This window comes from Mycobacterium sp. IDUB_17, from assembly GCF_055419465.1.
This window is the reverse complement of record NZ_JBVAXS010000009.1, coordinates 1-25,647: the sequence shown is the minus strand read 5'-3', so window position 1 is coordinate 25,647 and position 25,647 is coordinate 1. Positions and strand designations below refer to the sequence as shown.

19 protein-coding genes are annotated in these 25,647 nt (G+C 65.2%); 11 read left to right on the top strand and 8 right to left on the bottom strand.

Annotation, left to right across the window (positions count from 1 at the left end):
* Positions 1-3 precede the first annotated feature (3 nt).
* Both purN and purH read left to right on the top strand, forming a co-directional pair.
* Entirely contained in the window at positions 4-633 is a 630-nt protein-coding gene (gene purN / locus ACZYZ7_RS29620) for a phosphoribosylglycinamide formyltransferase (RefSeq protein ID WP_167857970.1), read from the top strand.
* Complete coding sequence (gene purH / locus ACZYZ7_RS29615) at positions 630-2,192, top strand: bifunctional phosphoribosylaminoimidazolecarboxamide formyltransferase/IMP cyclohydrolase (RefSeq protein ID WP_135457989.1); 1,563 nt, start codon at positions 630-632, stop codon at positions 2,190-2,192. Before purN ends, purH begins: the two co-directional genes overlap by 4 nt.
* Positions 2,193-2,358: 166 nt before the next feature.
* Here purH and ACZYZ7_RS29610 read toward each other — a convergent pair whose 3' ends face one another.
* The 3 genes from ACZYZ7_RS29610 to ACZYZ7_RS29600 form a co-directional block, all read right to left on the bottom strand.
* Positions 2,359-3,219: a hypothetical protein gene (locus ACZYZ7_RS29610; protein WP_463742373.1), complete on the bottom strand. Its 861-nt coding sequence runs from the start codon at positions 3,217-3,219 to the stop codon at positions 2,359-2,361.
* 346 nt (positions 3,220-3,565) lie between these two features.
* The gene (locus ACZYZ7_RS29605; protein ID WP_463742372.1) at positions 3,566-4,579 is read right to left on the bottom strand and encodes an alpha/beta hydrolase; all 1,014 of its coding nucleotides are present in this window, start codon (positions 4,577-4,579) and stop codon (positions 3,566-3,568) included.
* 47 nt (positions 4,580-4,626) lie between these two features.
* A complete protein-coding gene (locus ACZYZ7_RS29600) occupies positions 4,627-6,513 on the bottom strand; it encodes an LpqN/LpqT family lipoprotein (protein WP_135457983.1) in 1,887 nt (628 codons plus the stop codon).
* Between the two features lie 123 nt (positions 6,514-6,636).
* Between ACZYZ7_RS29600 and ACZYZ7_RS29595 the strand changes: the two genes are divergently transcribed.
* From ACZYZ7_RS29595 to ACZYZ7_RS29565, 7 genes are all read left to right on the top strand, one after another.
* Positions 6,637-8,049, top strand: a complete 1,413-nt coding sequence (locus ACZYZ7_RS29595) for a sigma 54-interacting transcriptional regulator (protein ID WP_210115577.1) — start codon at positions 6,637-6,639, stop codon at positions 8,047-8,049.
* The gene (locus tag ACZYZ7_RS29590) at positions 8,042-10,051 is read left to right on the top strand and encodes a vWA domain-containing protein (RefSeq protein WP_463742371.1); all 2,010 of its coding nucleotides are present in this window, start codon (positions 8,042-8,044) and stop codon (positions 10,049-10,051) included. Before ACZYZ7_RS29595 ends, ACZYZ7_RS29590 begins: the two co-directional genes overlap by 8 nt.
* A 112-nt stretch (positions 10,052-10,163) precedes the next feature.
* Positions 10,164-10,838 (top strand): hypothetical protein, encoded by a 675-nt coding sequence (locus tag ACZYZ7_RS29585; protein WP_135457979.1) that lies wholly within the window; start codon positions 10,164-10,166, stop codon positions 10,836-10,838.
* 73 nt (positions 10,839-10,911) lie between these two features.
* Positions 10,912-12,180: a PE-PPE domain-containing protein gene (locus ACZYZ7_RS29580; RefSeq protein ID WP_463742370.1), complete on the top strand. Its 1,269-nt coding sequence runs from the start codon at positions 10,912-10,914 to the stop codon at positions 12,178-12,180.
* A 557-nt stretch (positions 12,181-12,737) separates the two neighbouring features.
* Positions 12,738-14,207: a hypothetical protein gene (locus ACZYZ7_RS29575; RefSeq protein WP_463742369.1), complete on the top strand. Its 1,470-nt coding sequence runs from the start codon at positions 12,738-12,740 to the stop codon at positions 14,205-14,207.
* Positions 14,208-14,980: 773 nt separating this feature from the next.
* Positions 14,981-16,582: a hypothetical protein gene (locus ACZYZ7_RS29570; RefSeq protein ID WP_463742368.1), complete on the top strand. Its 1,602-nt coding sequence runs from the start codon at positions 14,981-14,983 to the stop codon at positions 16,580-16,582.
* Positions 16,583-16,831: 249 nt separating this feature from the next.
* On the top strand, positions 16,832-17,377 hold the full coding sequence (locus ACZYZ7_RS29565) for a hypothetical protein (protein WP_135457973.1): 546 nt from the start codon (positions 16,832-16,834) through the stop codon (positions 17,375-17,377).
* Between the two features lie 79 nt (positions 17,378-17,456).
* Here the strand turns inward: ACZYZ7_RS29565 and ACZYZ7_RS29560 are convergent, their stop codons facing one another.
* From ACZYZ7_RS29560 to ACZYZ7_RS29540, 5 genes are all read right to left on the bottom strand, one after another.
* Positions 17,457-18,038 carry a DUF1707 SHOCT-like domain-containing protein gene (locus ACZYZ7_RS29560; RefSeq protein ID WP_450072694.1) on the bottom strand — a complete coding sequence of 194 codons (582 nt, stop codon included), beginning with the start codon at positions 18,036-18,038 and terminating at the stop codon, positions 17,457-17,459.
* 97 nt (positions 18,039-18,135) lie between these two features.
* Complete coding sequence (locus ACZYZ7_RS29555) at positions 18,136-18,897, bottom strand: SDR family oxidoreductase (protein ID WP_450072695.1); 762 nt, start codon at positions 18,895-18,897, stop codon at positions 18,136-18,138.
* A gap of 40 nt (positions 18,898-18,937) precedes the next feature.
* Positions 18,938-20,971, bottom strand: coding sequence for a PE-PPE domain-containing protein (locus tag ACZYZ7_RS29550; protein WP_450072696.1), 2,034 nt, complete (start codon positions 20,969-20,971; stop codon positions 18,938-18,940).
* 189 nt (positions 20,972-21,160) lie between these two features.
* On the bottom strand, positions 21,161-22,219 hold the full coding sequence (locus ACZYZ7_RS29545) for a DNA polymerase III subunit beta family protein (RefSeq protein ID WP_463742367.1): 1,059 nt from the start codon (positions 22,217-22,219) through the stop codon (positions 21,161-21,163).
* A gap of 161 nt (positions 22,220-22,380) precedes the next feature.
* Complete coding sequence (locus ACZYZ7_RS29540; protein WP_463742366.1) at positions 22,381-23,571, bottom strand: cytochrome P450; 1,191 nt, start codon at positions 23,569-23,571, stop codon at positions 22,381-22,383.
* Positions 23,572-23,757: 186 nt separating this feature from the next.
* Between ACZYZ7_RS29540 and ACZYZ7_RS29535 the strand changes: the two genes are divergently transcribed.
* Together ACZYZ7_RS29535 and ACZYZ7_RS29530 are read left to right on the top strand one after the other, a co-directional pair.
* Entirely contained in the window at positions 23,758-24,906 is a 1,149-nt protein-coding gene (locus ACZYZ7_RS29535; RefSeq protein WP_450072699.1) for a Rieske 2Fe-2S domain-containing protein, read from the top strand.
* A 52-nt stretch (positions 24,907-24,958) separates the two neighbouring features.
* A partial coding sequence (locus ACZYZ7_RS29530; RefSeq protein WP_463742365.1) for an acyl-CoA dehydrogenase family protein occupies positions 24,959-25,647 on the top strand: 689 nt, incomplete at its 3' end.

The window sequence follows — 25,647 nt, the reverse complement described above, 5'->3', positions numbered from 1 at the left end:
CGCGTGCAGCAACCGTTACATGTGCCTCCGAGTACACCGGCACGGCTGGTAGTGCTGGCTTCGGGGACAGGATCGTTGCTCGCCTCGCTACTGGCCGCCGCCGAAGACGACTATCCGGCGCGTGTGGTGGCAGTCGGAACCGACCGCAAATGTGCCGCGGTGGACATCGCGGCGGCGGCGGGGGTGCCGTCCTACACCGTGCGGCTGGGTGATCATGCGGACCGCGACGCCTGGGACGTCGCATTCACCGAGGCCACCGCTGAACATGAGCCGGACCTGGTGGTCTCGGCCGGGTTCATGAAAATTCTGGGCGGCCAATTTCTTTCCCGGTTCCCCGGCCGGGTGGTCAACACCCATCCCGCATTGCTGCCCGCGTTCCCCGGGGCGCATGCGGTGCCCGAGGCGTTGGCGTACGGCGTGCGGGTGACGGGCTGCACGGTGCATCTCGTGGACTCCGGCATGGATACCGGGCCGATTCTGGCCCAGCAGGCTGTCGAGGTGCTCGATGATGACACCGAAGAGACTTTGCATGAGCGCATCAAGGTGGTCGAACGTCGACTGCTGGTGGATGTGCTGGCCGCGCTGGCAACCCGCGGCGTGACCTGGACTGGACGAAAGGCGACCATAGGGTGAGCGAGAAGAAACCGATCCGCCGAGCGCTGATCAGTGTCTATGACAAGACCGGCCTGGCCGATCTGGCCCGCGGCCTGCACGAGGCGGGCGTGGCCATCGTCTCAACCGGGTCGACCGCCAAAACCATTGCCGCCGCAGGTGTTCCGGTCACCCCGGTGGAAGAGGTGACGGGTTTCCCCGAGGTGCTCGACGGCCGGGTCAAGACTCTGCACCCGCGCGTGCATGCCGGTCTGCTGGCCGATACCCGCAAGCCCGAACATGTTGCGGCCCTGCAGGAGCTCGAGGTCGAGGCGTTCGAGCTCGTGGTGGTGAACCTGTACCCGTTCTCCGAGACCGTGGAGTCCGGGGCATCGGTGGACGAGTGCGTCGAGCAGATCGACATCGGTGGGCCGTCGATGGTTCGTGCGGCCGCCAAGAACCACCCCAGCGTGGCCGTGGTCGTGGATCCGCTGGGCTATGACGGTGTGCTGGCCGCGGTCCGGGCCGGCGGGTTCACCCTCGACGAGCGGAAGAAGCTGGCGTCGTTGGCATTCCGGCACACCGCCGAGTACGACGTGGCCGTCGCCGGCTGGATGGGGTCGACGCTGGCTCCTGAGGAGCCCGCTCAGCCGCTGCCGGCCTGGTTCGCCGGTACCTGGCACCGCAGCGCGGTCCTGCGCTACGGCGAGAACCCGCATCAGCAGGCCGCGGTGTACCGCGACGACTCCGCGTGGCCCGGACTGGCCCAGGCCGAGCAGCTGCACGGCAAGGAGATGTCCTACAACAATTACACCGACGCCGATGCGGCGTGGCGGGCCGCGTTCGACCACGAAGAGATCTGCGTGGCGATCATCAAGCACGCCAACCCGTGTGGCATCGCGATCTCCTCGGAGTCGGTGGCCGACGCGCACCGCAAGGCGCACGAGTGCGATCCGCTGAGTGCGTTCGGTGGCGTCATCGCCTCCAACACCGAGGTCAGCGTCGAGATGGCCGAGACCGTCGCCGACATCTTCACCGAGGTCATCATCGCCCCGGCGTATGAGGCCGGAGCGGTCGAGATCCTGGCCCGCAAGAAGAACATCCGCATCCTCGTGGCGTCGGAGCCGCTGGTCGGTGGCATCGAGATGCGCCAGATCAGTGGCGGGGTGCTGCTGCAGCAGCGTGACGCGCTCGACGCCGAGGGTGACGATCCGGCGAACTGGACGCTGGCCACCGGTGAGCCGGCCGACCCGCAGACGCTGAGCGATCTCGTGTTCGCCTGGCGGGCCTGCCGCGCGGTGAAGTCCAACGCGATCGTGATCGCCAAGGACGGCGCGACCGTGGGCGTCGGTATGGGACAGGTGAATCGCGTCGACGCGGCCGGGTTGGCCGTGCAGCGTGCGGGCGACCGCGTGCCCGGTTCGGTGGGCGCCTCCGACGCATTCTTCCCGTTCCCCGACGGCTTGGAGACGCTGACGAATGCCGGCGTCAAGGCGATCGTGCACCCGGGTGGCTCGGTACGTGACGCCGAGGTGACCGCTGCTGCCGAGGCCGCTGGCATCACGCTGTACCTCACCGGTGCAAGGCATTTCGCGCACTAGTTTCTTCGGTCTCAATCGATTGGCCCGGTGCACCGCCTATTTGGCCCGCCGCTTTCTACGTCAGGGTTGTAGGTCGCGTGGTTTAGCGACCCTGGCGTAGAAAGCGGCGTCGCGCGCACTAGTTGTGCTCGCCGTTTTCTACCCCTGGGCTGTGATGATTACGTCGTCACGACCCGGAGGTAGAAAACGGTGAACCACCACGCCGGGCAAATGCCTCTCGAACCCGGTGCAGGATGAACGCCCTGCTGTGTTCGACCACGACACGGATGTCTATCCAGCCTTCGCGTTCGATGAGCTCATTGCGGCCGATGTCGCGCACCACACGCGAACGGTCCGTGGCGTGGTGTTTACCTTCGTAATCCAAGCCCACCTTGACGTCGTCGTAGCCCATATCGAGGAACGCCTCATTGAAGCCGTCGGTCACCCGGATCTGCGTACGCGGACGCCGATAGCCCGCGTCGATGAGAAGCAGCCGCAGCCAGGTCTCCCGCGGAGATTGCCCACCGGCATCCATCAAATCGAGTGCTGTACGGGCGCTTCGTATTCCACGTAGCCCGCGATACCTGCCGGCCAATTCGAGCACTTGCCCGGCGTCGACGGCTGTGGCGATGGCCAGCGCATCGAGGTGGGCGACCGCGTCGTCACGGGGAAGGAAACGCGCGAGATCAAGCGCGGTGCGTAGCGGTGTGGTCACGCTGAAATCGCCGATCCGGCAAATCTCGTCGGGCCTGATGCGTTCCTCGCGCACGATGATGCCGGGCCTGCGACGCTCGTGCTCCATGATCAGTTCCACCGGGGCATCGTCGTCGACCCATTGCGCACCGTGCAGAGCTGCGGCTGCCCGGCCGGCGATGATCCCGCGACGGCCAGTCCACAGCCATGCCGCCATGGTGTTGGCCTTCAGGGTTCGAACGGCGCCCTTCGGCAGGTAGACGCGTGGATGCGCCGGGGCGTATCGCCATCGCAGTTGGCCCGGGGTGAGGCTGCCGGCCGCGACCGCTTCCGGTCCGATTAATGGGAAGCTCATGGACCACGACGATCAGCAGCGCGACCGACGGATTGACGGCGCCGGCATGCGTCTCAGCTGAGGCTGTGGATGAACCGTGCGCTGTGGATGGCGCGGAATGCGCGGCGCACAGGGAAAGACACCGGCGCCGTTTTCTACACCTGGGTTGCTGAACCACGCGGTCTACGACGCAGGCGTCGAAAACGGCGTGGAGGGAAAAAGGCACCGACGCCGTTTTCTACATCAGGGTCGCTAACCCACGCGGCCTACGACGCAGGGGTAGAAAACGGCGTGGAGGGAGAAGCGCAAGGCAAGCGCAAGGGAACGCGCAGGGGAGACCCCGACGTCAGGCCGCAACGCCAACCCCCTACGCGCTGGCCTCGTCCTCGACCTCGGTGGTCGCGTACTCGATGAACGACGTGATCTCCTCGACCGCGTGTCGCGCATCGGGGTTGATGTCGAAGCTCAGCTGGAACATGTGCATTGCCCTGTCCCACACCTGAATCCACACGGGAACACCGCTGGCCTGGAGCTTGTCGGCGAGGGCGAAGGTGTCGTTGAGCAGCATCTCGTGCGTGCCGACCTGGAACAGGAACGGCCCGAGTCCGTGCAGGTCCGCCTCGGGCGGCATCACCGGAGTCGGCCGGGTGCCGTTGACCGTGGCGAACACGTCGTAGATGAACTTCACGGTCATGAACGGGAACAGCACGTCGCGATGCTCTTGCAGGGCACGGTATTTCAGATCCATGTCGGACGAGGTCAACGGGGAGAGCAGTACCTGCCCGGCGGGGACCGGCAGTCCGGCGTCGCGCGCGGCCAACGCGGTGTCGGCGGCCATCAGGCCACCGGCTGAATCACCGGCCAGGACAATCCGATCGGGTGCGAACCCGAGCGACAGTGCGAAGCGGTAGCCGTCGAGCCCGTCGGCGACGGCATCGTCGATGTCGGCCTGCGGGGCCAGTCGGTAGCCGACGTTGAGCACGCGTGCCCCGGTGCTGGCAGACAGCTTCGACACGAAGCGGCGGTGCGAGTTCAGGCCGAGGGTCACCAGCGCCGAGCCGTGCAGGTAGACGATCACCAGATCGGAGTCGCGGGCCTCGGGGGCGATCACCCATTCGGCCGGGCAGTTGGGCAGCGCCACCGGTGTCACCTCGGTGCCGGGCAGCGGCTTGATGACCCGCAGGGGCCGGTCGATGACGTCGAGGTGTGCGCGCTGCAGCAGGGCGGGGGCGACGCGGTTGATGCCCATTCCGATCAGGGTCAGCAGGCCCAGCAATGGACGGACGAAGATCGCGGTGGTCCAGCCGAGTGCCCTGGACTGCAAAGATGCGGGGCCGAAGTGCACGGTGGTGGGCCGGCTACGCCAATCGAGCGAATTCACGATACCCAGGGTACCGGGTACCTGAACGCACCCGGTTCAGACCCGACTCAGGGCATGACGATGGTGGCCTGGGCCTCGATCGCCTTGTTGATGTCGGTCAACGTCGTCTTGTCGCGCTCGTTGGCGTCGGCGTTGATCTGCAGCACGTAGACGCTGCCGGGCGCCTGGATCACGACAGTGGTCTGGGTGATCGCGCGACGCTGGCCGCCCTTGGCATAGGTACCGGCCAGGTGCACGGTGGGGAACCCGCTGATCTCGCCACGGGTCACGTCACCGCTGAACTTGTAGTCGGCCAGGTTCTGCAGCTCGTTGGGGGCGAACTCGAGCAGCTTGTTGGCGTCGACGTCACCGGCCAGCTTGGAGATCAGCGAGACGACCGACGGCGGCTCGGTCGGGTTCGCGGGGTCGTTCACGATCGCCGAGTAGGCCCAGGCCGGGGTGCGGGGACCGGCGTCGATCCATCCGGGCGGAGTCGGCATGGTGAACACCGGTGCGCCCGGCTCGCCGCGGTGGACGGGCGTTTCGACGATGCCGCTCTGCTTGATGTAGTCGGCGATGGTGAAGGCGTGCCCCGGTGGTTTCGGAGCGGTGGTGGTTTCCGGGTCGGATGTATCCGTGGCGACCGCGGAGGTGGTCTCGCCCCCGCCGCCGTTGCTGTTGTCGTCGCCGGCAGTCACTGCCAGCGTGATGCCGCCGACGAGCAGAACCGCCGCACCGATTGCGGCGGCGGCCACGATGATGTTGCGCCGGTTGTTCGACTTCTTCGGGATCGGGTTGTGCGGCAACGGAGGCGGTCCGAAGTTGGTCTGCTGTTGTGGCGGCCCGACCGGTCCTGCCGGCGGCCCAACGGGCCCTGACGGCCCGGCGGGGCCTTGCATCCCGACTGGCGCACCGCCCGCAACGGGTTTGCGGGAGGAGATTTCGTTGCCCGCCCACGACGAGGTGAACACCGGCGGTTCCGACGGGGATGCAGCCCGCGGGTTCGACGGCGAGAGCGGGGCGGCCGGCGGGTTCGCCGGCTTCGGGATGATCAACGGGGTGGTCGGTGGCGCCGGCTCGTGAGCGGGTGCCGGGGTGCGCACCTCGGGGGTGGTTCCGGTGGCCGCCTCGGCGAGGGCGACGGCGAAGTCGTGGCAGGTGTCGTAACGGTCCTTGGCGTCCTTGGACAGTGCCTTCGCCATCACCGAATCGAACACGGCCAGTTCGGGTTTCGTGTCGGCAAGCTTGGGTGGCGGGGAGTTCAGGTGGTGGCTGATCACCACAGCCGGGTTGCTGTGTGCGAACGGCGGGGTACCCGTGAACAGGCGGTAGGCGGTCGCGGCCAGTGAGTACTGGTCGGCTCGACCGTCAAGGGGTTGGCCCATCAACTGTTCGGGCGCGGTGTAGGACATCGAACCCACGGTGATGTTGGTCGAGGTGAGTCCGTTGACCTCGTCCGCGCGCCGCGCGATGCCGAAGTCGGTCAGCATGATGCGGCGCTTGGCGCCCTGTTTGCTGGTGAGCAAGATGTTGGCCGGCTTGACGTCACGGTGCAGCAGCTTGCGTTGATGCGCGTAGTCCAACGCGTCGCCGACGGCGGTGACGACCTCGATGACGTCCTCGGCCGGCATGCCCTTGGGGTACTGATCATGCAGCAGCTTGGCGGCGTCGTGTCCGTCGACGTAGTCCATCGAGATCCACAGCCGGTCCTCGAACTCGCCGCGGTCGTGCACGCCGACGATGTGGGGATGCCACAGGGTGGCGGCCATATCCGCCTCGCGGATGAATCGTTGCCGGAACTCATTGTCCGAGCTGACGCTGATGGGCAGCACTTTGAGGGCGTCCTCGCGGGGTAACCGCGGGTGGGACGCCAGATAGACTTCGCCCATGCCACCAGTGCCCACCAACCTGACGATGGTGAACCCTGCGAATTCCTGACCGCTAGCCAACGGCATGGAGCGCAGACTACCGGTCGCGCCGCTCGGACAACGACTATGTCCGGCTGTGGCCGCACGCGGCGGGTCGTGATTCTGGCGGGTGGCGATGTGCGCGCGCGTGTTCAGTCGTAGCGTGGAGTGGTGAGCCAACCCAAAAACGATGGTCGCCGGCCAGCCGGCTCCGGCGATCTGCCTCGTACCGTCGGTGAGCTGCGTGCCTCGGGCCATCGTGAGCGGGGCGTCAAAGCCGAAATTCGAGAGAACCTGCTGTCTGCACTCGCGGATCGTCGCGACGTGTGGCCGGGCATCCTGGGATTCGAGGACACGGTGATCCCGCAGCTGGAGCGGGCCCTGATCGCCGGGCACGACGTGGTGTTGCTCGGTGAGCGCGGCCAGGGCAAGACTCGGCTGTTGCGTGCGTTGACCGGGCTGCTCGACGAGTGGACGCCGGTGATCGCCGGGTCCGAGTTGGGCGAGCACCCGTACAGCCCGATCACACCGGAGTCGATCCGCCGGGCCGCCGATTCCGGCGACGATCTGCCGATCGAGTGGCGTCACCGCAGTGAGCGGTACACGGAGAAGCTGGCCACCCCGGACACCAGCGTGGCCGATCTGGTCGGCGACATCGACCCGATCAAGGTGGCCGAGGGCCGCAGCCTCGGTGACCCGGAAACGATCGCCTACGGGCTGATCCCGCGGGCACACCGCGGCATCGTGGCCGTCAACGAGCTGCCCGACCTCGCCGAGCGTATTCAGGTGTCGATGCTCAACGTCATGGAGGAGCGCGACATTCAGGTCCGCGGTTACACGTTGCGGCTGCCGCTGGACGTGCTCGTCGTGGCCAGCGCCAACCCCGAGGACTACACGAACCGCGGCCGGATCATCACCCCGCTCAAGGACCGGTTCGGCGCCGAGATCCGTACGCACTACCCGCTGGAGATCGAGGACGAGATCGGGGTGATCCGCCAGGAGGCCCAGTTGGCTGCCGAGGTCCCGGATTACCTGCTCGGTGTGCTGGCCCGGTTCGCTCGCAATCTGCGTGAATCGAGCTCGATCGACCAGCGTTCCGGTGTGTCGGCCCGGTTCGCGATCGCCGCGGCCGAGACGGTGGCGGCCTCGGCGCGGCACCGCTCGGCGATCCTCGGCGAGGACGATCCGGTGGCCCGGGTGGTTGACCTGGCCACCGTGATCGACGTGCTGCGCGGCAAATTGGAGTTCGAGACGGGCGAGGAGGGGCGTGAGCAGGCGGTGCTGGAGCACCTGCTGCGACGTGCCACCGCTGACACCGCACAGCGGCTGCTGGGCGGCATCGACGTCGCCCCACTGGTGGCCGCGGTCGAGGAGGGCTCGCCGGTGACTACCGGTGAGCGGGTTTCGGCCAAGGACGTCCTGGCCGCGCTGCCGGATCTGGCCGTCGTCGATACGCTCGCCTCCAGGTTGGGGGCGGTGTCGGTCGGTGAGCGGGCCGCAGCGGTCGAATTGGCCTTGGAGGCGCTGTATCTGGCCAAGCGTGTGGACAAGGTGACGGGGGAGGGCGAGACGGTCTATGGCTGATCCCGGTCGGGCGCACGGGCACACCTCGCGGTATTCGCGATACACCGGTGGCCCCGACCCACTGGCACCTCCGATCGATCTGCGTGACGCCCTCGAGCAGATCGGTCAGAGCGTCATGGAGGGCAGCTCGCCGCGCCGCGCCCTCTCCGAGCTGATGCGTCGCGGCACCGAGGGGATGCGCGGCACCGACCGGCTGGCCGCCGAGGCCAACCGGAAGCGCCGGGAGCTGTTGCAGCGACACAACCTTGACGGCACGTTGCAGGAGATCAAGAAGCTGCTCGACGAGGCCGTGCTGGCCGAGCGCAAGGAGCTGGCCCGCGCACTCGACGACGACGCGCGGTTCGGCGAGCTGCAGATGGAGGCGCTCTCGCCGTCGCCGGCCAAAGCCGTTCAGGAACTGGCCGACTACGACTGGCGCAGCCCCGAGGCGCGGCAGAAGTACGAGCAGATCAAGGATCTGCTCGGCCGGGAGATGCTGGATCAACGTTTCGCCGGCATGAAGGAGGCGTTGGAGAACGCCACCGACGAGGATCGGCAGCGGGTCAACGACATGCTCGACGACCTCAACGATCTACTGGACAAGCACGCCCGCGGTGAGGATACCCCGCAGGATTTTCAAGACTTCATGGACAGGCACGGCGAGTTCTTCCCGGAGGGCCCGCAGAACATCGACGAGCTGCTGGACTCGTTGGCCAAGCGGGCCGCCGCCGCGCAGCGGTTCCGCAACAGCCTGTCGGCCGAGCAGCGTGCCGAGCTGGATTCTCTGGCGCAGCAGGCTTTTGGTTCGCCGTCGTTGATGAATGCGCTGGGCCGGCTCGACGCGCACCTGCAGGACGCCCGGCCGGGCGAGGATTGGACCGGTTCGGAGCGCTTTTCCGGTGGCGATCCGCTCGGCATGGGGGAGGGCGCCCAGGCGTTGTCCGACATCGCCGAGCTGGAGCAGTTGGCCGACGCGTTGTCGCAGAGCTATTCCGGGGCGTCGATGGACGACGTCGACCTCGAGGCGCTGGCCCGTCAACTCGGTGACGACGCCGCGATCGATGCCCGCACCTTGTCCGAGCTCGAGAAGGCCCTGGTGAACCAGGGCTTCATCGACCGCGGCTCCGACGGCCAATGGCGGCTGTCGCCCAAGGCCATGCGCCAGCTCGGCCAGACCGCGCTGCGTGATGTGGCGCAACAGCTTTCGGGTCGGCACGGGGAACGCGACACCCGCCGGGCCGGTGCGGCCGGGGAGCTGACCGGGGCCACCCGGCCCTGGCAGTTCGGCGACACCGAGCCGTGGAACGTCACCCGCACGGTGACCAACGCCGTGCTGCGCCAGGCCGGGACCGGGATCGTGGAACGGCCCATTCGGTTCGCGGTCGAGGATGTGGAGATCTCCGAGACGGAGACCCGCACTCAGGCCTGCGTGGCGCTGTTGGTGGACACCTCGTTCTCGATGGTGATGGAGAACCGCTGGCTGCCGATGAAACGTACGGCGTTGGCGCTCAACCATCTGGTGAGCACCCGGTTCCGCTCAGATGAGTTGCAGATCATCGCCTTTGGCCGGTACGCGCGCACGGTGACCGCGGGTGAGCTGACCGGGCTGGAGGGTGTGTACGAGCAGGGCACCAATCTGCACCATGCGCTGGCCCTGGCGACCCGGCATCTGCGTCGTCATCCGAACGCCCAACCGGTCGTGCTGGTGGTGACCGATGGTGAGCCCACCGCGCACCTGGAGGGATACGGAGAACGGCCCGGGCCTAACTCGGCGGCTCAGCCGCCGGAAGTCTTCTTCGATTACCCGCCACACCCGCGCACGATCGCTCACACCGTCCGGGGGTTCGACGAGGTGGCCCGCCTCGGCGCACAGGTGACGATCTTCCGGCTGGGCACCGATCCCGGCCTGGCCCGGTTCATCGATCAGGTTGCCCGGCGGGTGCAGGGCCGTGTGGTGGTGCCCGATCTCGACGGCCTGGGCGCAGCGGTGGTCGGCGACTACCTGCACTCGAGGCGACGCTGAGACCTCGCCGCACCGAGTGCGATGCGGATGTCGCCGGCAACGCGGCGGAGCGACCCCTGCGTCGCACTCGGCGTGAAATGCGCTCGCGTAGTCTCAGTTTGCGATGGGGGAAATGAAGCGAGTCGCGGGTGTGGCCGTGGTGGCGGCCGGACTGATTCTCAGCGGGTGTACGCAGACGACGGAGGGCACGGCGACGGCCGGGTTCGAACCGTCCGCGCACTCGACGGGTTCGGCCGATCCGACGGCGCCCGGATCGCCCGGCTACAAGGCCCAGGCGTGCGAGCAGCTGCATTCGGATCGCTGGATCGAGCTATCGGGGACCGCTCCCGACGAGCCCAGGGTGCGCATCGCGCAGCCGCCGGGCTGGGAACCGGTGCCTGAGTTGGCCAAGGACGCAGTCAAATTGGTGCTTCGCAATGTATCGCTCAGTGACGGCGTGACGAATCCCGCCGTGTCGGTGGCCACCGGGGATGCGACCGACGGCGACAGGTCGCCCAAGGATCTGCTGAACGACAGTGTCCAGGGCTTCGAAGTCGGTGGCGGACAGAACATCACCCAGGTACCTGCCGAGATCTGTGGGTTCCCGGCGTTGATGGCCAACTACACCGTGCCGCCCGGCGAAGGTGGCAAGACGATCTACGTGACCGCGGTGACGGTGATGGTGCCGCTCGGGTCGAAGGTGTGGAACGTGGTGGCGCTCGCGCAGAGCACGGCACCCAACAACGAGACCTACATGGCCGACGCTCAGGTGATGTTGGCCGGGATGCGCATAGCCATGCCCCGCTAGCCCGCATTTGCTGATGTTGTCGTTTGCCGTCGGGTAGCTTCTGCTCATTCGAAATGGGCTGAGAGGCGACGGCATGACACAACGCTGGGGCGGACGTGTTTTGCCGGCATCTCTTCTGGCCGGGATGGCATTGGCGACGGTGGCTGCGCTGGGGGTCACGCAGCCGATGACCGCGGTGCAATTGTCGGCGCTCGTCATCGGTGCGAGTTCGACGAACCCCGGCGGTGACGGCGTCGCGGATTTCTATGGCGGGCTGTACCGGCAGGTGTGGGACGAGCCGGTTGTCGCGAACTTCTTCACCGGCCCGTTCGGGATCTATCAGGCCATCCGGGAAAACAGCGGTGACGATAACAATGTGGTGCTGTCCTCGGGCTGGGGCGCGGCCAACGCGAGCCTGCTGCTGACATACGGCAAGCTGACCCACGATCCGGTGGTCACCCAGCCCGCTCTGTATGTCCTCGACAACAACGTGGCGAGCCCCAACGGCGGATTCGGCACGCGCCTGCCGTTCTTCGCGGCAATCGGGGTGAACCCGATCCCGACGCCGACGGACCCGGGTGTGCCCGTGGTCAACGTGGTCTACGAGTACGACATCAACTCCAACATCCCGGCGTACTTGTGGAACGCACCCGCGATGGCCAACTCGTTGATGGCCTATCTCGATCGACGGCTCAACCAGGACAGCCTGGATTTCCCGATCGACGCCGAGGGCAACGTTCGTGATTGCGACGCCACGTGCCAGGAAACGCTGGACTCGGGCGGTACGGTCGTGCGCCAGACGGCCGACGGCACCGTGTCGATCAGCAAGGTCGACGACACCACTTACGTCGGCTACGAGTCCGAGAACCTGCCGCTGGTGTCACCGCTGCGGGCGTTCGGGGAGCCGGGCAACCGGCTGGCCGACGCGGCCACCCCCGCGCTGCGGGCCGTGGTCGATTACGGCTACCCCGACAACGACCCGTTGGCCAACCCGCAGAAGTACACCCCGGCCCGACTGATCCCGACGCGCGCGGAAACCGAGCGCTTCGTCCACGACTTCACCGCCGGGATCGAGGAGGGTGCGAACATCCTGCGCGACGGCGGCTCCGCGGCCAGGCCGTCACCCGAGCCGGCGGAGGTTCGTGTGCCGGCGACGCGTCCGTTGCTGCGCAAGAGCCCGGACTTCTCCCCGAAAGCGCTGGGCCGTGACCATGCCGCGGGCCCGCGGCGAGCAGCCGCGTTGCCGGGCGAGCCGGTGTTCGACGGAGTGCGGGCCTGGACCAAGAAGCTGCGCGGCGAGGGCGCCGCGAGGACGCCGGGGTCAGAACCGTCGGAAGGCGACCGCGCTTCAACCCCCAGCTGAGGAAATACCCGGCTCGGAACAATGCCGTAACACGCCCGCAAATTATTCAACGGGTCAATGGAACCCCTTTTCTTTGCATTGGCAATAACCGGAGCCGCCGTGGAGCGTGTAATCAGCCTTCGGCGCTACAACTATTGCGTACTGCAACAATGATCAGGCGTGCCGGAGTGGCTGCTTCAATTCATTGCATTGGCAATAAATTGGGCGGCTGGTGATCGACCGGGCCCAGCGGTTCGGCTCGGAATCGTTGGATAGATATCGCTCTGACCTGCGAACTTGGTCAGTGGCGGAAATGTGCGGCCCAACGCCGCGAGGCGGGCGCCCGGGGTGTTGACATACGTGGAACGGGCTGGCCGAAGATATCGCCCAATTGGGTGGCAATCCGGCGATCTTGATTGCGGGCTGCGGCCGCCGGATTGATTATTTTTTGGCAGCGTTTATCGGTTGCAGGAGAGCAAACTGACCCATAGCATTCTCAGCAGTTTCTAAGTTGCCGCCGGCGCAGGTGCGGATTCTCGGGAACGGCCGTTTCGTCCTCTAGCTAAGGGGCTCACCGCATGGCTGTACGTCCGCTTGTCACGACCGGTGCCGCGCTCCTGAGCGCGGCAGCTCTCATTACCGCGACTCCGGCGTTGTTCGTACCGCGTGACCAGGTCACCGTCGCTGCCCCGACTGCGCTGGCGCCGACCCAGTTGACGCAGGAGCAGATCAATCTGCTCGCGCTGTCGCTGCAGGGTGCGTGGCAGGCATTTACCCAGGGCTATGGCGGCTACGCACCCCCGGGTCAAGTCCCCGCAACTGCCTACCTCGACCCGAATGGGCAAACTCCTGCCCAATACGTCCCGGGCGGGAACGCCCCGCTGTACGACGCGGCGGGTAACCAGCTCTTCCTGCAAAACGGGGTGACGCCCGCGACGACCGGAGATCTCAGTCCAGCGGGCGATCCCATCCAGTTTTACGACAACAGCGGCGCCCCGGCCTTACAGGACGCACCCGGCGACTGCACGGCCACCGGAGCGGTCTGCCAAAAGGGCTTCACCGGGTTGGCGTACTACCTCAGCGATGAACTGCTGCCGCTGGGCAACGTGGACAACATCTTCTTCGAGGGCGGCTTCACCGAGCTCGCGCAGGTTGCGCTGGCTACGGTGGCCCATGCAATCGACCAGGTCGTGCCGCGTCTAGATCTGGAGAAGCGAGTCAACGACTTCTTCGACGGTGGCGCAACGAAACTGGTCGGCAATCTGCTGCTCGACAACCTGCCGCAGGACGGTTACGCCTACGGCGTGACCAACTCCTTCTTCTTCGGATACGGCACCAACACCGGCATCTACGCAGCGTTCACCTACGTGGTGGACGCCATCGTGCAGGGCACTCCGACGCCTGACCCGAACGCCATCAATCCGCTCGGACCGGCAGGGGATCAGGTTCAGACTCTCGACCCGGTCAATGAGAACACCCTGATGCTCGCCAAGACCACGACGGAGTCCACCCCCACCTCCACCGGCCTGCCGAACTTCAGCAAGCTTCTGAGCTTGCCGACGCCGAAGCTCGACGTCGAGTCGCCGTGGAAGAAGTTCACGGAGCAGCTGGGGGCCCCTGTCGAGCCCAAGCTCGTCAAGAATCTTGACGTCACCGAACAAGACGTGGTCAATGGCACCGAGAACCCGGGCGAGGGCGGAGCCGCCCCATTGGTTGCCGGGCTTCCGACGCCGGAGCCTCCGAAGTTCGAGCTACCGAAGGCGCCCGAGTTCAAAGCGCCCGAGTTGAAGGCGCCAGAGACGAAGCCCGACTTCACCCCCAAGAGCACGGTCCGGGACAAAGAGGTTGCGGCGGAAGAAAACCCGAACAAGGGCTCCGACCCGAAGGGCGGCAACAAGGTCACGCCGACGATTCTCTTCGGGGACGGCGGGCCGAAGGGTGAGTCCAACGGCAGCAAGTTCCTCAAGAAGCTCGACAAGGCCTTCAACGATGCCACCGGCGCCGGCAAGGACAAGGACAACGACAAGGGAGACAGCGGCGACAAGTAGCCCTGTCTCCGCGAGTCGGCGTCGATACCGACGACAGTCAACGGGTCCCGCCGCTGAACGCGATCTCAGGTTTCTCTCATGCTCTGAAGGCGCCTGAGGTGTTCGCTACGGGCCTGTGACCTCGGTTTATTGACTTATGTGTAACGGGGTGTCCGCCCCATCCCCGGTTGCCGTCCTTTCCCTGCGGTGCCAATTTGAATCAATGGCGGCCGCGGTCACCGTTTTCGCGGCGTGCGGGAAGGCGGCATCCCGGGGGTAATTGGCCGGCCCGCGGGCGTGGTCTGCCGCAGCGGCGACGCGGGCGCGACACCGGGCGGGGCTCGCGTCGAGCGGCGATGCGATCGGCAACGATCGGTACCGGCTTCGGGTGGGCTGACCTAGGAAAATGGGTGGACTCGTCGCGGCGTCTCCGCAGAACCGGCACGCTCGTATCCGCGAGTGTGCCGGGGTCGCACGTGCGGTGGGTGTGCCACGGATTCCTCAGGCGGTAACCCGCGCCTTTGCGCACAGTGAGCCCGGCTGCAACGGGATTCGAAATTAGCTGACGATGCACCGGTCGGGAATGTCCCGTTGTGCATCGAAATTTTTGTCAGAGTCGCGTCGCCAATGGAGTGCTTGCGGTGGTGCGTCCGTGGCTCCTGCCCCCGCAGATGAAGGTTGCGGGAGGTCGTGACGGGAATTACCCTTCTCAAGGACTTTTAAGGTTCTACGCAGGTACCTGCACGGATTCTCACGGATCCAGCTCACGCACGAGATAAAGGGGCCACACCCATATGGCAGTCCGTCCGCTTGTCACCACTGGCGTCGCCCTCCTCAGCGCTGGCGCGCTTGTTGCCGGGACCCCTGCGCTGTTCGTTCCCCGCGACGAGATCACGGTGGCATCGTCGGCCATAGAAGCTCCTGCGCAACGGACTCTGACGGCGGAACAGATCAACCTGGTGGCGCTTTCGCTGCAGGGTGCCCTCGGGGCGTTCGGCGATGGCTATGGCGGCTACTACTACCAGGGCTATGTTCCCGTCCCCACCGCCGGCTACGTCGTTGTGGACGGCAAGCTCGTAGATCCGAAGGCCGAGACCCCGGCTGGGACAGAACTGTTCGACGCGAATGGCAAAGCCCTCTACGTCGAGAAGGATGGTCACCTCGTCCGCGCCACGGTCGGCGACATGGGCGAGAAGGTCCAGTTCTACGACGCGGCCGGCAACAAGTCCCTGGAAAACGTCTACGATCCCGGCAACTGCTCTGCAACCGGCGCGGCGTGCCATGACGGTTTCACCGGTCTGGCCTACTACCTCAGCGACAACATCCTGCCGGTGGGCGATCTGGACAACATCTTCTTCGAGGGCGGCACCACAGCCTTCGCTTATCTCGGTTCAGTGATCGCCGCTGCCGTCGTCGACGGGTTCGATCCCACCGGACGGCTGCAGCTGTCGAAGCGAGTGGACGAATTCTTCGCGGGCGGGGCCGCTTATGTGGTCTACAGCGTGATCAACGACAACCTGCCGGACACCGCCGTGGGCAAATGGGTCAAGGGGCTCAACGGCACCTTCTACACCGATGGCATCACGGGCGTCGTCAAGTACGTCGTGGAAACCGTGCAAGCGTTGACGGCCCCGCCGGAAGAAGAAAAGGCCAACACCTTCAGCCTGCTGTCGGCGCAGGATGAGACCGAGGCAACGACAAAGACGGAAACCGAGTCGGGTGTCAGCTCCACCACCCTGCCGAACGTCAGCAAGCTCCTGAGCCTGCCGACGAACTTCGAGTCGCCGTTCAAGAAGCTGGTTGAGCAGCTCGAGGCACCCGCCGAGCCCAAGCTCGTCAAGGCTGTCGACCTCAAGGAAGAGACCACGGTCGACGACACCGTCGTCGAGGGCGCCACCGACCCCGTCACCCCGGCCGTCGAGGTGCCGAAGCCTGACGCTCCGAAGTTCGAGCTCCCCAAGCTGCCGAAGCTGGACCTGGGTCTGGACCTGACGCCCAGCACCACGGTCAAAGAGGTCAAGGACGTCAAAGAGACTGCGGCGCAGGAGGAGTCCGAGGCGCAGTCCGGTAAGACCGAGTCTGCTGACGCCGGTAAGACCGAGTCTGCTGATGCGGGTTCGACCAAGTCTGCTGACACGGGTTCGGCGGGGGTCGCCAGCAAGAGCCCGAACAAGTTCGCTCCCAAGTCGCGCACCACCGAGCGCAAGAAGTCGGCCGGCGAGAAGTTCGTCGAGAATGCCACGAAGAATCTCGAGAAGGCCTTCAAGCCCACGACCAAGGCCGGTGCGGGCAAGCAGGAGACCGCCAAGTCCGACACCGGCAGCGACTCCTCCGGAGCCAAGGCCGGCAACACCGACACCAAAGACAACAAGGGCACCAAGGACAACAAGGACTAGTAGCGCCTGAGTTCACGTAACGGCCCCCTCCAAAACGGAGGGGGCCGTTGCGTTTTCACGTACCTTGAGGACCACTGTGGACGAGCTGTGAATTCTCGTGATCATGTGCCGAACAGCAAATGAACAACGTCGCCACTACCTATCGCTGGCGCCCGAGGTGCCTTAGGTTCGCTGGCGGGCCGGTGGCAATGTCAGCTGCGCGGCCCGAATTTAGCTGCGGCGCAACGCCACTCACGAGAGGTAACAGGCATGGCAAAACATCGGAAGTTGTCCGAGCGGTCGGTGCGGACGCGGACGTTGGTTGGGGGTGTCATCGCGGGCGGTGCGTTGGCGGTGGCTTTGCCGACAGGGCTGGCATCCGCTGACTCCAGCGCGTCGGGTAACGCGGTGGGCAGGCCCGCGTTCGACAACCCCGCGCCGGGAGTCCGGGCGGCCCAGGCCGTCGGCGACAAGGTGTTCAACCAGACGCCCGGCGTCAACAAGACGCTCGACGACAGCCCGCTGGGCGAGGTGTACCACACCAACTTCGGCACCGGGAACTACGCCGATCCCAGCAAGGGCACCAACGGTGCGATCCAGGGCGAGCTGAACGTCAACGCCGGCAAGTACTACTACAACGAGACGCAGAAGTACTCGAACCAGTACCTCGGCAACAAGATCCTCCCGGACGAGAAGGACCTGCCGGGCACCCTGCCGAAGGCGATTTCGGGATCGGCTGTCAACGCCTCGAGCGCGAAGCCTTCCAACGCCAACAAGTCATTGACCTGCGTCGCCGCCTCAAGCTGCAACCACTGATCGTTGGACACAGAGACGGGCGGGCCTTCGGGCCCGCCCGTTCTTTATTGCCTTGGTGTCAGGCCCGTGAGGGCCGCGCTCAATCGGTCTGGTTACGGCGCTTCTTGCGTTTGACGCTGACGCTGCCCCACAGCGAGAAACCGCGGATGTGCACACGCGGCGCCCCGGACGTGCCCGCCCCGTCGACGCTGTCATCGAAGTTCCCCATCACGCCCATGCCATCGACATCCACATTCACCTCGGGTGGCACCAGGATGGTCTGTCCGCCGAAGATCGAATAGGTGCGGACCTCGACATCGGGCGCGGTGAAATCCGCGTAGCGCAGATCGACCACGCCGCCGCCGAAGAGTGCGAATGTCGTCAGCTTCTTCGGCACGTTCCACCGGCCGCGGCGTTCGAACCCGCTCAAGATCGCCAGCAGCACCGTCGAGGGGGCGGGGCGACAGTGGCCGGCCGAACAGTTCACGGCGCCGGGGAGGTCGCGACTCAGCCGCGCCAGATCGTCGTAGGTCTCAGCCGCATAAGCCTTTGCCAGCCGGTCCTCGTACTCAGGCATCGGCAGCCGGCCCGCGGCGGCAGCATCAGTGAGCAGCTGCGCCACCTGAATGCGGTCGGTGTCGGCAGCGCGCATCGACCTGCCCTGCGGCGCTGAAGTGCTCATCGGTGTCGAGCCTACGACGATCGCTGTCACATGCAAGACCGATGGCCGAACTGTGTCGCCATGGTTGCGACAGTGAACCCTGTTCGGCGTAGGCGATCTATCCGCCGGCGCCCAGATAGTCCTGGAACGATGCACCGTCGACCGCGTTTTCCGGGGTCAGATTGGCTCCCGACCTGTAACCGCCGACGATGCGGCCGGGGAGGGTGAATCTGGCCACGCGACGCACGCTGTTGTGTGCTGAGAGATACATTTGTCCCAATTCTGGGTGACTGTGGACGCTGGGGCCGCCGATGTCGGGCACCCGTCCGGCCGGCTCTGTATCGATCAATGCAACCAGTCGGGTGGCCACATCGCGGGTGTCGATGGGCTGGAATCGGACGTCGCGCAGCGTCCACAAAAAGGGTGAGAACCGCTGCACCGAGAACGTCTTTTCGATTAGCTCGTGGAACTGGGTGGCGCGCAGGATCGTGTGCCCGACACCGGACGTCTCGAGCGCCTGCTCGACCCGCAACTTGGTCTTGTAATAGGGAAGCGGGATGTCGTCGATCCCGACGATCGAGATATAGATGAGGTGCCCGACGCCCTTGCGTCGCGCAGCTTCGATCAGGTTCCGGGCCGCCCTGATGTCCTTACTGCCGGCGGCTTGAGTCGCGCAATGGACGACGACGTCCACGCCGTCGAGTGCGACATCCAGACCGTCGGGCTTGAGCAAGTCGGCTTGGTGCCAATGCACGCCCGTGTATCCAACCCGGTCCTGACGGCTCAGTGCGCGGATTTGATGACCGGCCGCGGTCGCCTCAGGCACCACGTGGTGGCCGAGAGTGCCGGTCGCCCCGGTGACGAGCACAGTGCGTGGCATATTGGCCACGCTACCGACGCGTCACCGGGGGTGTCAGCGATTACGCGGCCGCGTCGGACGACTTCTCGTTCTTCTCGGCCTTGACCTTCTTGGTCTGGGGCTGCTTCGCCTTCTTCGAATCCTTCTTCATGCCGCTGGTGGCGTCCTTGATGTCCTTGGCGGCATCGTCGACCGCACCGCGCACTTTGGCGACGGTCTCCTGGACGGACTTCTTGACGGGATCGCCGGCGTCAGCGGCGTGGCGGGCCTTCGTCCGGGAGCTCGCCGTCTTCTGCAGCGAGTCCTTGTCCACACCAAGAGCTTTGAGGACATCCTTGCCGGGAGCGGGCTTGGCGCCGGTGTCGGCGTCCTTGGCCTTGGCGTCGGTGCCTTCAATGTCGGCGGCGGGGGCTTCGAGGCTGAGCGTCTTCAGCACGTTGTCGCCCGACGGGACGGACGTGATGGCCTGCTTGCCGGACTGCTTGTTGGCCGTGGATCCGTTGACCTTGAGCATGTTGTCGATGGCCGTTTCCATCTGAGCGTTGATGCCATCGAGCGCGTGCGTGACGGGGGCCAGGCCCTTCTCGACCGCGTCGAACATGGGATTGGCGCCGTTCTGGACGACTTCGAGCGCATCCCTCATGGCCTTGGCGACCGCCACCGTCAGCGCGTTCTGCACGATCGGCTTGAAGTCGGCACCCGGAAGCGCCGGGGTCCAGGCTTCCGGGTTCAGGGCGTGCTCCTGAATGCCGTCGATCAGTGCGTTGAACACAACCTGATTGGCGGCCAGCTGCTGCGTCGGGGTGAGGGGAGAGTGCCACAGGTAAGCCTGATCGCCGGCTTCGCCGAACGTGCGTTCCAGGGTGTCGGGGTTGACGTCCTGGTAGCCCATGTTGACCATCTTCCGCAGCGCATCTTCGACGCTGTCGGTCAATGGAGTCGGGATATGAACGCCCGGAACAAGATTGGCCAGATGCGGGATAACGCGGAACGGTTCGAGCAACGGGAGGTTGCCCGAGTCGTAGGTGATGTACGTGGCCTTGCCGGGGTAGTTGAGGACGTTCACGTTGAAGAGCTTCAGCAGGTCACCGAGGACCGGGATCATCTGCAGACCTTGGCCACCGGTCGGGTCCAGCATCACCTTGACGCCGTCGAGTATTCCGGCACCCAACTTCGGCAAGACATGGCTGCCGATGTTGTTGCCCTCGTCTGGGAGCAGGTAGGTGAGGAACACTCCGGCTGCCAGAGAGTTGGCCCAGGCCAGCGGGTTCAGCGTGGTGGGCACATCCGACAGTGGGTTGTAGGCCCAGGTGATATCCAGGATCGAGGTGTTCAGGACCTTGGTCTTGTCGGCATTGGTGTAGCTGCCCGCATCCGGAGTGGTGAGGTCGAGTCCGAAGAGGTTGGTGAAAGGTGTTGCCAGTGCGAACAATCCGCCACCCGGCCGACTGACGTTGTTGACGAAGATCAGCCACTGACCCGTCACCCCGACATCCCAGTTCGGGTCATTCGACTGGACCGCATTGATCATGTCGCGGTAGGCCATCGAGGTGGTGAGACCGCCCAGGCTCTCGGACAGGATGATGTCGCGGCGCTGATTCAGGACCGGGGCGTGTTTGACGATCCAGTTGATGAAGGCATTGTTCTCGCCGAGCCCGAACATCTGGGAAAGCCCGGTGAAGGTGTAGTCCAGGTCATTGACGGTGTTGTACACGTCGCTGGGCATCGGGCCCTTGACCCCGGCGTCGATCGGCGAGATCTTGTCCAGAACGTTCAGCAGTGTGATGGCTACGTTGGCCAGCTCGGTGTTGCCGGTCAAGCCCCCGGCGGCCTTGATCACGTTCTCGGGGGTGATCCCGAGGATCTGCGCGGTCCAGAAGATCGGGCCCACTCCGTAGATTCCGACGATGTCGGGGATCTGCCCGGCATCGGCGACCAGCTCGACATCCGCTTGCACACTGCGGTTGTGGGCCGCGAGCGCCTCCGGCGCGGAGGACGCAACACCTGCGGTCAACGCCGCCGTGGTGGCGACGATCGCCGCCGCGGTGGCAGCTGCCTTGGCCTTGTGCAGACGGGGAGGGATGGGCTGTGACATCGAGCGGGCCGCCTTCGAAGTGTGATGTAGCCGACAAAGTGCTTGCACACTGTAACAACGCCTATTAGCCCCGTCGCAAATTTGCCCAGATGACCCGACTGCGTCGTGTTTCGGGACGTCTGCCGGCGAACCTGAAAGCGGTTGCAGCCGAGATCGCCCGGGCCTCCCATCGCCTTACGATCGCTTGGCCTACTTCGAAGAATGCCGACATGGCATGACGAGCGTGGTGAAATCACCGTCGTCGGCCGACCGGACGGTGGCCGGTTGGTCGGGCCCGCGGAGGTCGAGCATCAAGTCGTTGCCAATTGCGTGGCTCACCGCTGGGTACAACGTGGTCAGCTCGAACCAGAGCGTCAGGTCGGGGCCAGACACGGTGCCGTTGAGTTCGACAGCGCTGTCGGGCAGTAGGAGGCTCGGCCGGCTGGCCGCCATCCGAAGGCCGACCTTCTCCGGCACCTGCTGCTCCAGCGCTTTGAGCACGTCCTGCTTCTCGACGCTGACGCGATGTGACACAGGGGGAAGTGAACTGACCAGAAGCCGGTAGTCAGGAAAGGTCTCGGTCAGCAGGCGGCAGTGCAGCACGGCGCTGTCGGCCATGCGCAGGCTGAGGCTCCGTTCGCTCGCTTCCAGCGTCACGATCGGGGTTCGTCGAAGTCGCGAGGCTGTGGTCTGGAGATCGTCTGCGGCCAGAGTTCCTGCCCAGCAAGCGGCAGGCGGTTGGTTGGGCACAAGCGTCCGCGTGGCCAGGCGATAGCGATCGGTCGCCGTCAGCGAAATGGCGTCTGGATCTGCTTCCAGGCGCACACCATTCAGGACCGGGAACTCGGGATCGTGAATCGTGGTAGTCACGACCTGATCGATCGCTGCGGCGAGGACCGGACCCGAGAGCGCGCAAATACTGAGGCGAGCCGGCTCCCCGAGAGACGCCTTGAGCGTCGTGGCGGCTCGTTGAATCCCGGCTGCCTCCGCGGCGACCTTGGCGACTTGATCGTCGATCAACTGCGCCGCCTCTTGGGTGCCGGCGGTGAAGAACCTGCCGATGGTGGGCAGCGGCATCCCAATCTCACGCAGCTGACGCAACTGCGAGGCGCGAACGAGCTGCGACTCGCCATAGAGTCGGTACCCCGTGAGCGGGTCGACCTGCTCGGGATCAAGCAAGCCTGCGTCGTCATAAAACCGCAACGCGCTCGCGGTCAGCCCGGCGAGCTTCGCGAACACGCCGATCGACATCAACTCTGGGTCAGCCACCCGAACATCGTCGGGCCTCAACCAACTTGAATGTCAACCGCGACGAGAGCCGTCAACAACGTCTCGCCCCGCAACAGCTAGTCGGGCGGTCGTCGACGTCACCAGAAAGTCAGCACCTATGTGCCGGTGTAGTCGACAGGCCAGTGCTTGATGCCGTTGAGCTATCCGGACTTCAGCTGTTCGGGATCGCCGACCGGCTGGAGGTCGGGCATGTGATCGGCGACGGCGTTGAAGATCAGGTTGATCGTCATCCTGGCGAGGTTGGCGCCGATGCAGTAGTGCGCCCCGGTGCCGCCGAAGCCGACGTGCGGGTTGGGATCACGAAGGATGTTGAAGCTGTACGGGTCGTCGAACACGTCCTCGTCGAAATTGGCCGAGCGGTAGGACATCACGACCCGCTGGCCCTTCTTGATCTGCACGCCGTGTAACTCGACATCGGTGAGGGCGGTGCGCTGGAAGGCCGATACCGGCGTGGCCCAACGGATGATCTCGTCGACGGCGGTCTTGGGTCGCTCCCGCTTGAAAAGCTCCCACTGCTCGGGGTATTGGGAGAAGGCGATCATGCCGTGGGTGATCGAGTTGCGGCTCGTCTCGTTGCCCGCGACCGCAAGCATGATCACGAAGAAGCTGAACTCGTCGTCGCTGAGCTTCTCGCCGTCGATATCGGCCTGGACCAGTGCGGTGACGATGTCGTCGGTCGGGTTCTTGCCGCGCTCCTCGGCCATCTTCTGGGCATACGCGATGAGCTCGACCGACGATGCGACCGGATCGACATCGGCGTACTCGGGATCGTCGCCGGCGGTCATCTCGTTGGACCAGCGGAACAGCTTGTCGCGGTCGTCCTGCGGAACACCGAGCAGCTCGGCGATGGCCTGCAGCGGCAGCTCACACGCCACCTGCTCGACGAAATCGCCTGCGCTCAGGGCCACGGCGTTCTTGGCGATCTGCTGCGCGCGGAAGTTGAGTTCATCCTCGAGCCGCGAGAGTGCACGCGGGGTGAAGGCCCGGGAGATGATCTTGCGCAGCCGCGCGTGCTGAGGGTCGTCCATGTTCAGCAACACGTTGCGCTGCAAGTCGATCGCCTCGCGGGTCATCGTCTGGGGCCACACCGGGATCGCGCCGTCCGGGGAGGTTCCGAAGACGTCGTTTCGCTTCGACACCTCCTTGACATCGGCATGCCGGGTCACCAGCCAGTAGCCCTTGTCGCCGAATCCTCCGGTGCCGCCGGGGACGTCGACCCAGTGGACGGGTTCGGTCTTACGCAACTCCGCAAGTTCGGTGACGGGAAGGCCCGCGAGATTCAGGTCAGCGTCGAGCGGATCGAAGCCTTCGGGCAGATTCGGACGAGTCATGTGACGAGCGCTCCTCGGCTTCTCAGGGACGGGCGATGACAACGCCCCATCACCTTGCGCTCAGGCGCGAGCTGCAACTAGGGCCATTAGTCCCTATTGGGCCTTTGTAGCCTGGGTTTAACGTAGCGATCCAGTGGAATCAGGAACGTGTTCTAGTTTGCTGAGTGGTAGCTGGAGGTGACGGATTTGAGTAAGGATTCGACCAGCGCTGGCGTGCGTGAGATCGATGTCGGCAAGCCGCCGACACGGTTTGCCCGTGGCTGGCACTGCCTGGGGCTGGTCTCGCAGTTTCTGGACGGAAAGCCGCATTCGATCAATGCGTTCGGGACGAAGCTGGCCGTCTTCTCCGACAGCGAGGGCGCGGTGCATGTTCTCGATGCGTACTGCCGTCATCTCGGCGGCGATCTGTCTCAAGGCGAGGTCAAAGACGATGCCCTCGCGTGTCCGTTCCACGACTGGAGGTGGGCGGGCAATGGCCGCTGCACACAGGTCCCGTATGCAAAACGTGCTCCACGCCTCGCACGTACACGTGTGTGGATATCAAGTGTCCGTGCAGGTCTCCTGTTCGTCTGGCACGACCCGGAGGGGAACGCGCCCTCGCCGCACCTCGACATTCCCGAAATTCCGGAGGTTGGTGACGAAACCTGGACGGAATGGTCTTGGCGCACTGAGCTCATCGGCTCCAACTGTCGGGAGATCGTCGACAACATCGTCGACATGGCGCACTTTTACTACATCCATTTCGGGTTTCCGACCTACTTCAAGAACGTGTTCGAAGGGCAGGTCGCGTCCCAGTATCTTCAGACGATCGGCAGGCCCGACGTCAACTTGGGTGGTTCGCACTACGCAGGCGAACAGGTACTCGATTCCGAGGCGTCCTACTTCGGACCGTCGTTCATGATCAACCGGCTGCACAACAGCTACAGCGGCTACGAAGTCGAAGCGATCTTGGTGAACTGTCACTACCCGGTGACACCGGATTCCTTTGTGCTGCAGTGGGGCATCATGGTGCGCCGGCCGCAGGGGCTGACCCCCGAGGCCACGGAAATGCTGCTGAAGGCGTTCACCGAAGGTGTCAGCAGCGGGTTCCTGCAAGACGTGGAGATATGGAAGAACAAGACCCGTATCGACAATCCGCTTCTGGTCGAGGAAGACGGTCCGGTCTACCAGCTGCGCCGATGGTATGAGCAGTTCTACGTCGACGCCGCAGAGGTCACGCCGGAGATGACCGATCGGTTCGAGTACGAGGTGGATACCGCTGCTGCCAACGAATATTGGCGCAACGAAGTCGCGGAGAATCTTCGGCAGCACGCTGCGGCGGCAGTCCCCGAATAGCGGCCGAGGATTCAGAAATGTATGTACTCAATACAATTGGGAAGGTAGTTCCATGACTTCAGTTCAGCTACTCAATGCCCCAGCGGTGTGCGACACCCAATCGGTTCTGGCGGGTGTCGACGAGTTGTTGCCGCTGCTCCGTGAGCGTGCCCAGGTCACCGAGGACACGCGCACGATTCCCGAAGAATCCTTGAGGGCGCTGGAGGACATCGGTCTCTTCAAGCTGCTGCAGCCCGAACAGTGGGGCGGCCTGCAGTGCGACCCCACCATCTACTGTGAGGCGGTGCGCCGGCTGGCCAGTGCCTGTGGTTCCACCGGTTGGGTGGCCGGCGTTCTCGCCGTGCACAATTGGCACCTGGCGCTGTTCGATCAGCAGGCGCAAGAGGATGTCTGGGGCGACGACCCGGCCGCACGCATATCGTCGTCGTATGCCCCGATGGGTGCAGGCACCGTGACCGAGGCCGGCGACGGCTACATCGTGAGCGGCGAATGGCAATGGTCGTCCGGATCTGCGCACGCCACCTGGACCTTCGTCGGTGGCCCGGTGATCAAGGACGGCCGGCCGGTCGACTTCGGTAGCTTCCTGATCCCGCGCACCGACTACGAGATCGACGACGTCTGGAACGTGGTCGGCCTGCGCGGCACCGGCAGCAACACCCTTGTGGTCAAGGACGCGTTCGTGCCCAAGCACCGCTTCCTGTCCTACAAGGCGATGAACGACGGCACCGCCGGCGGGTATGA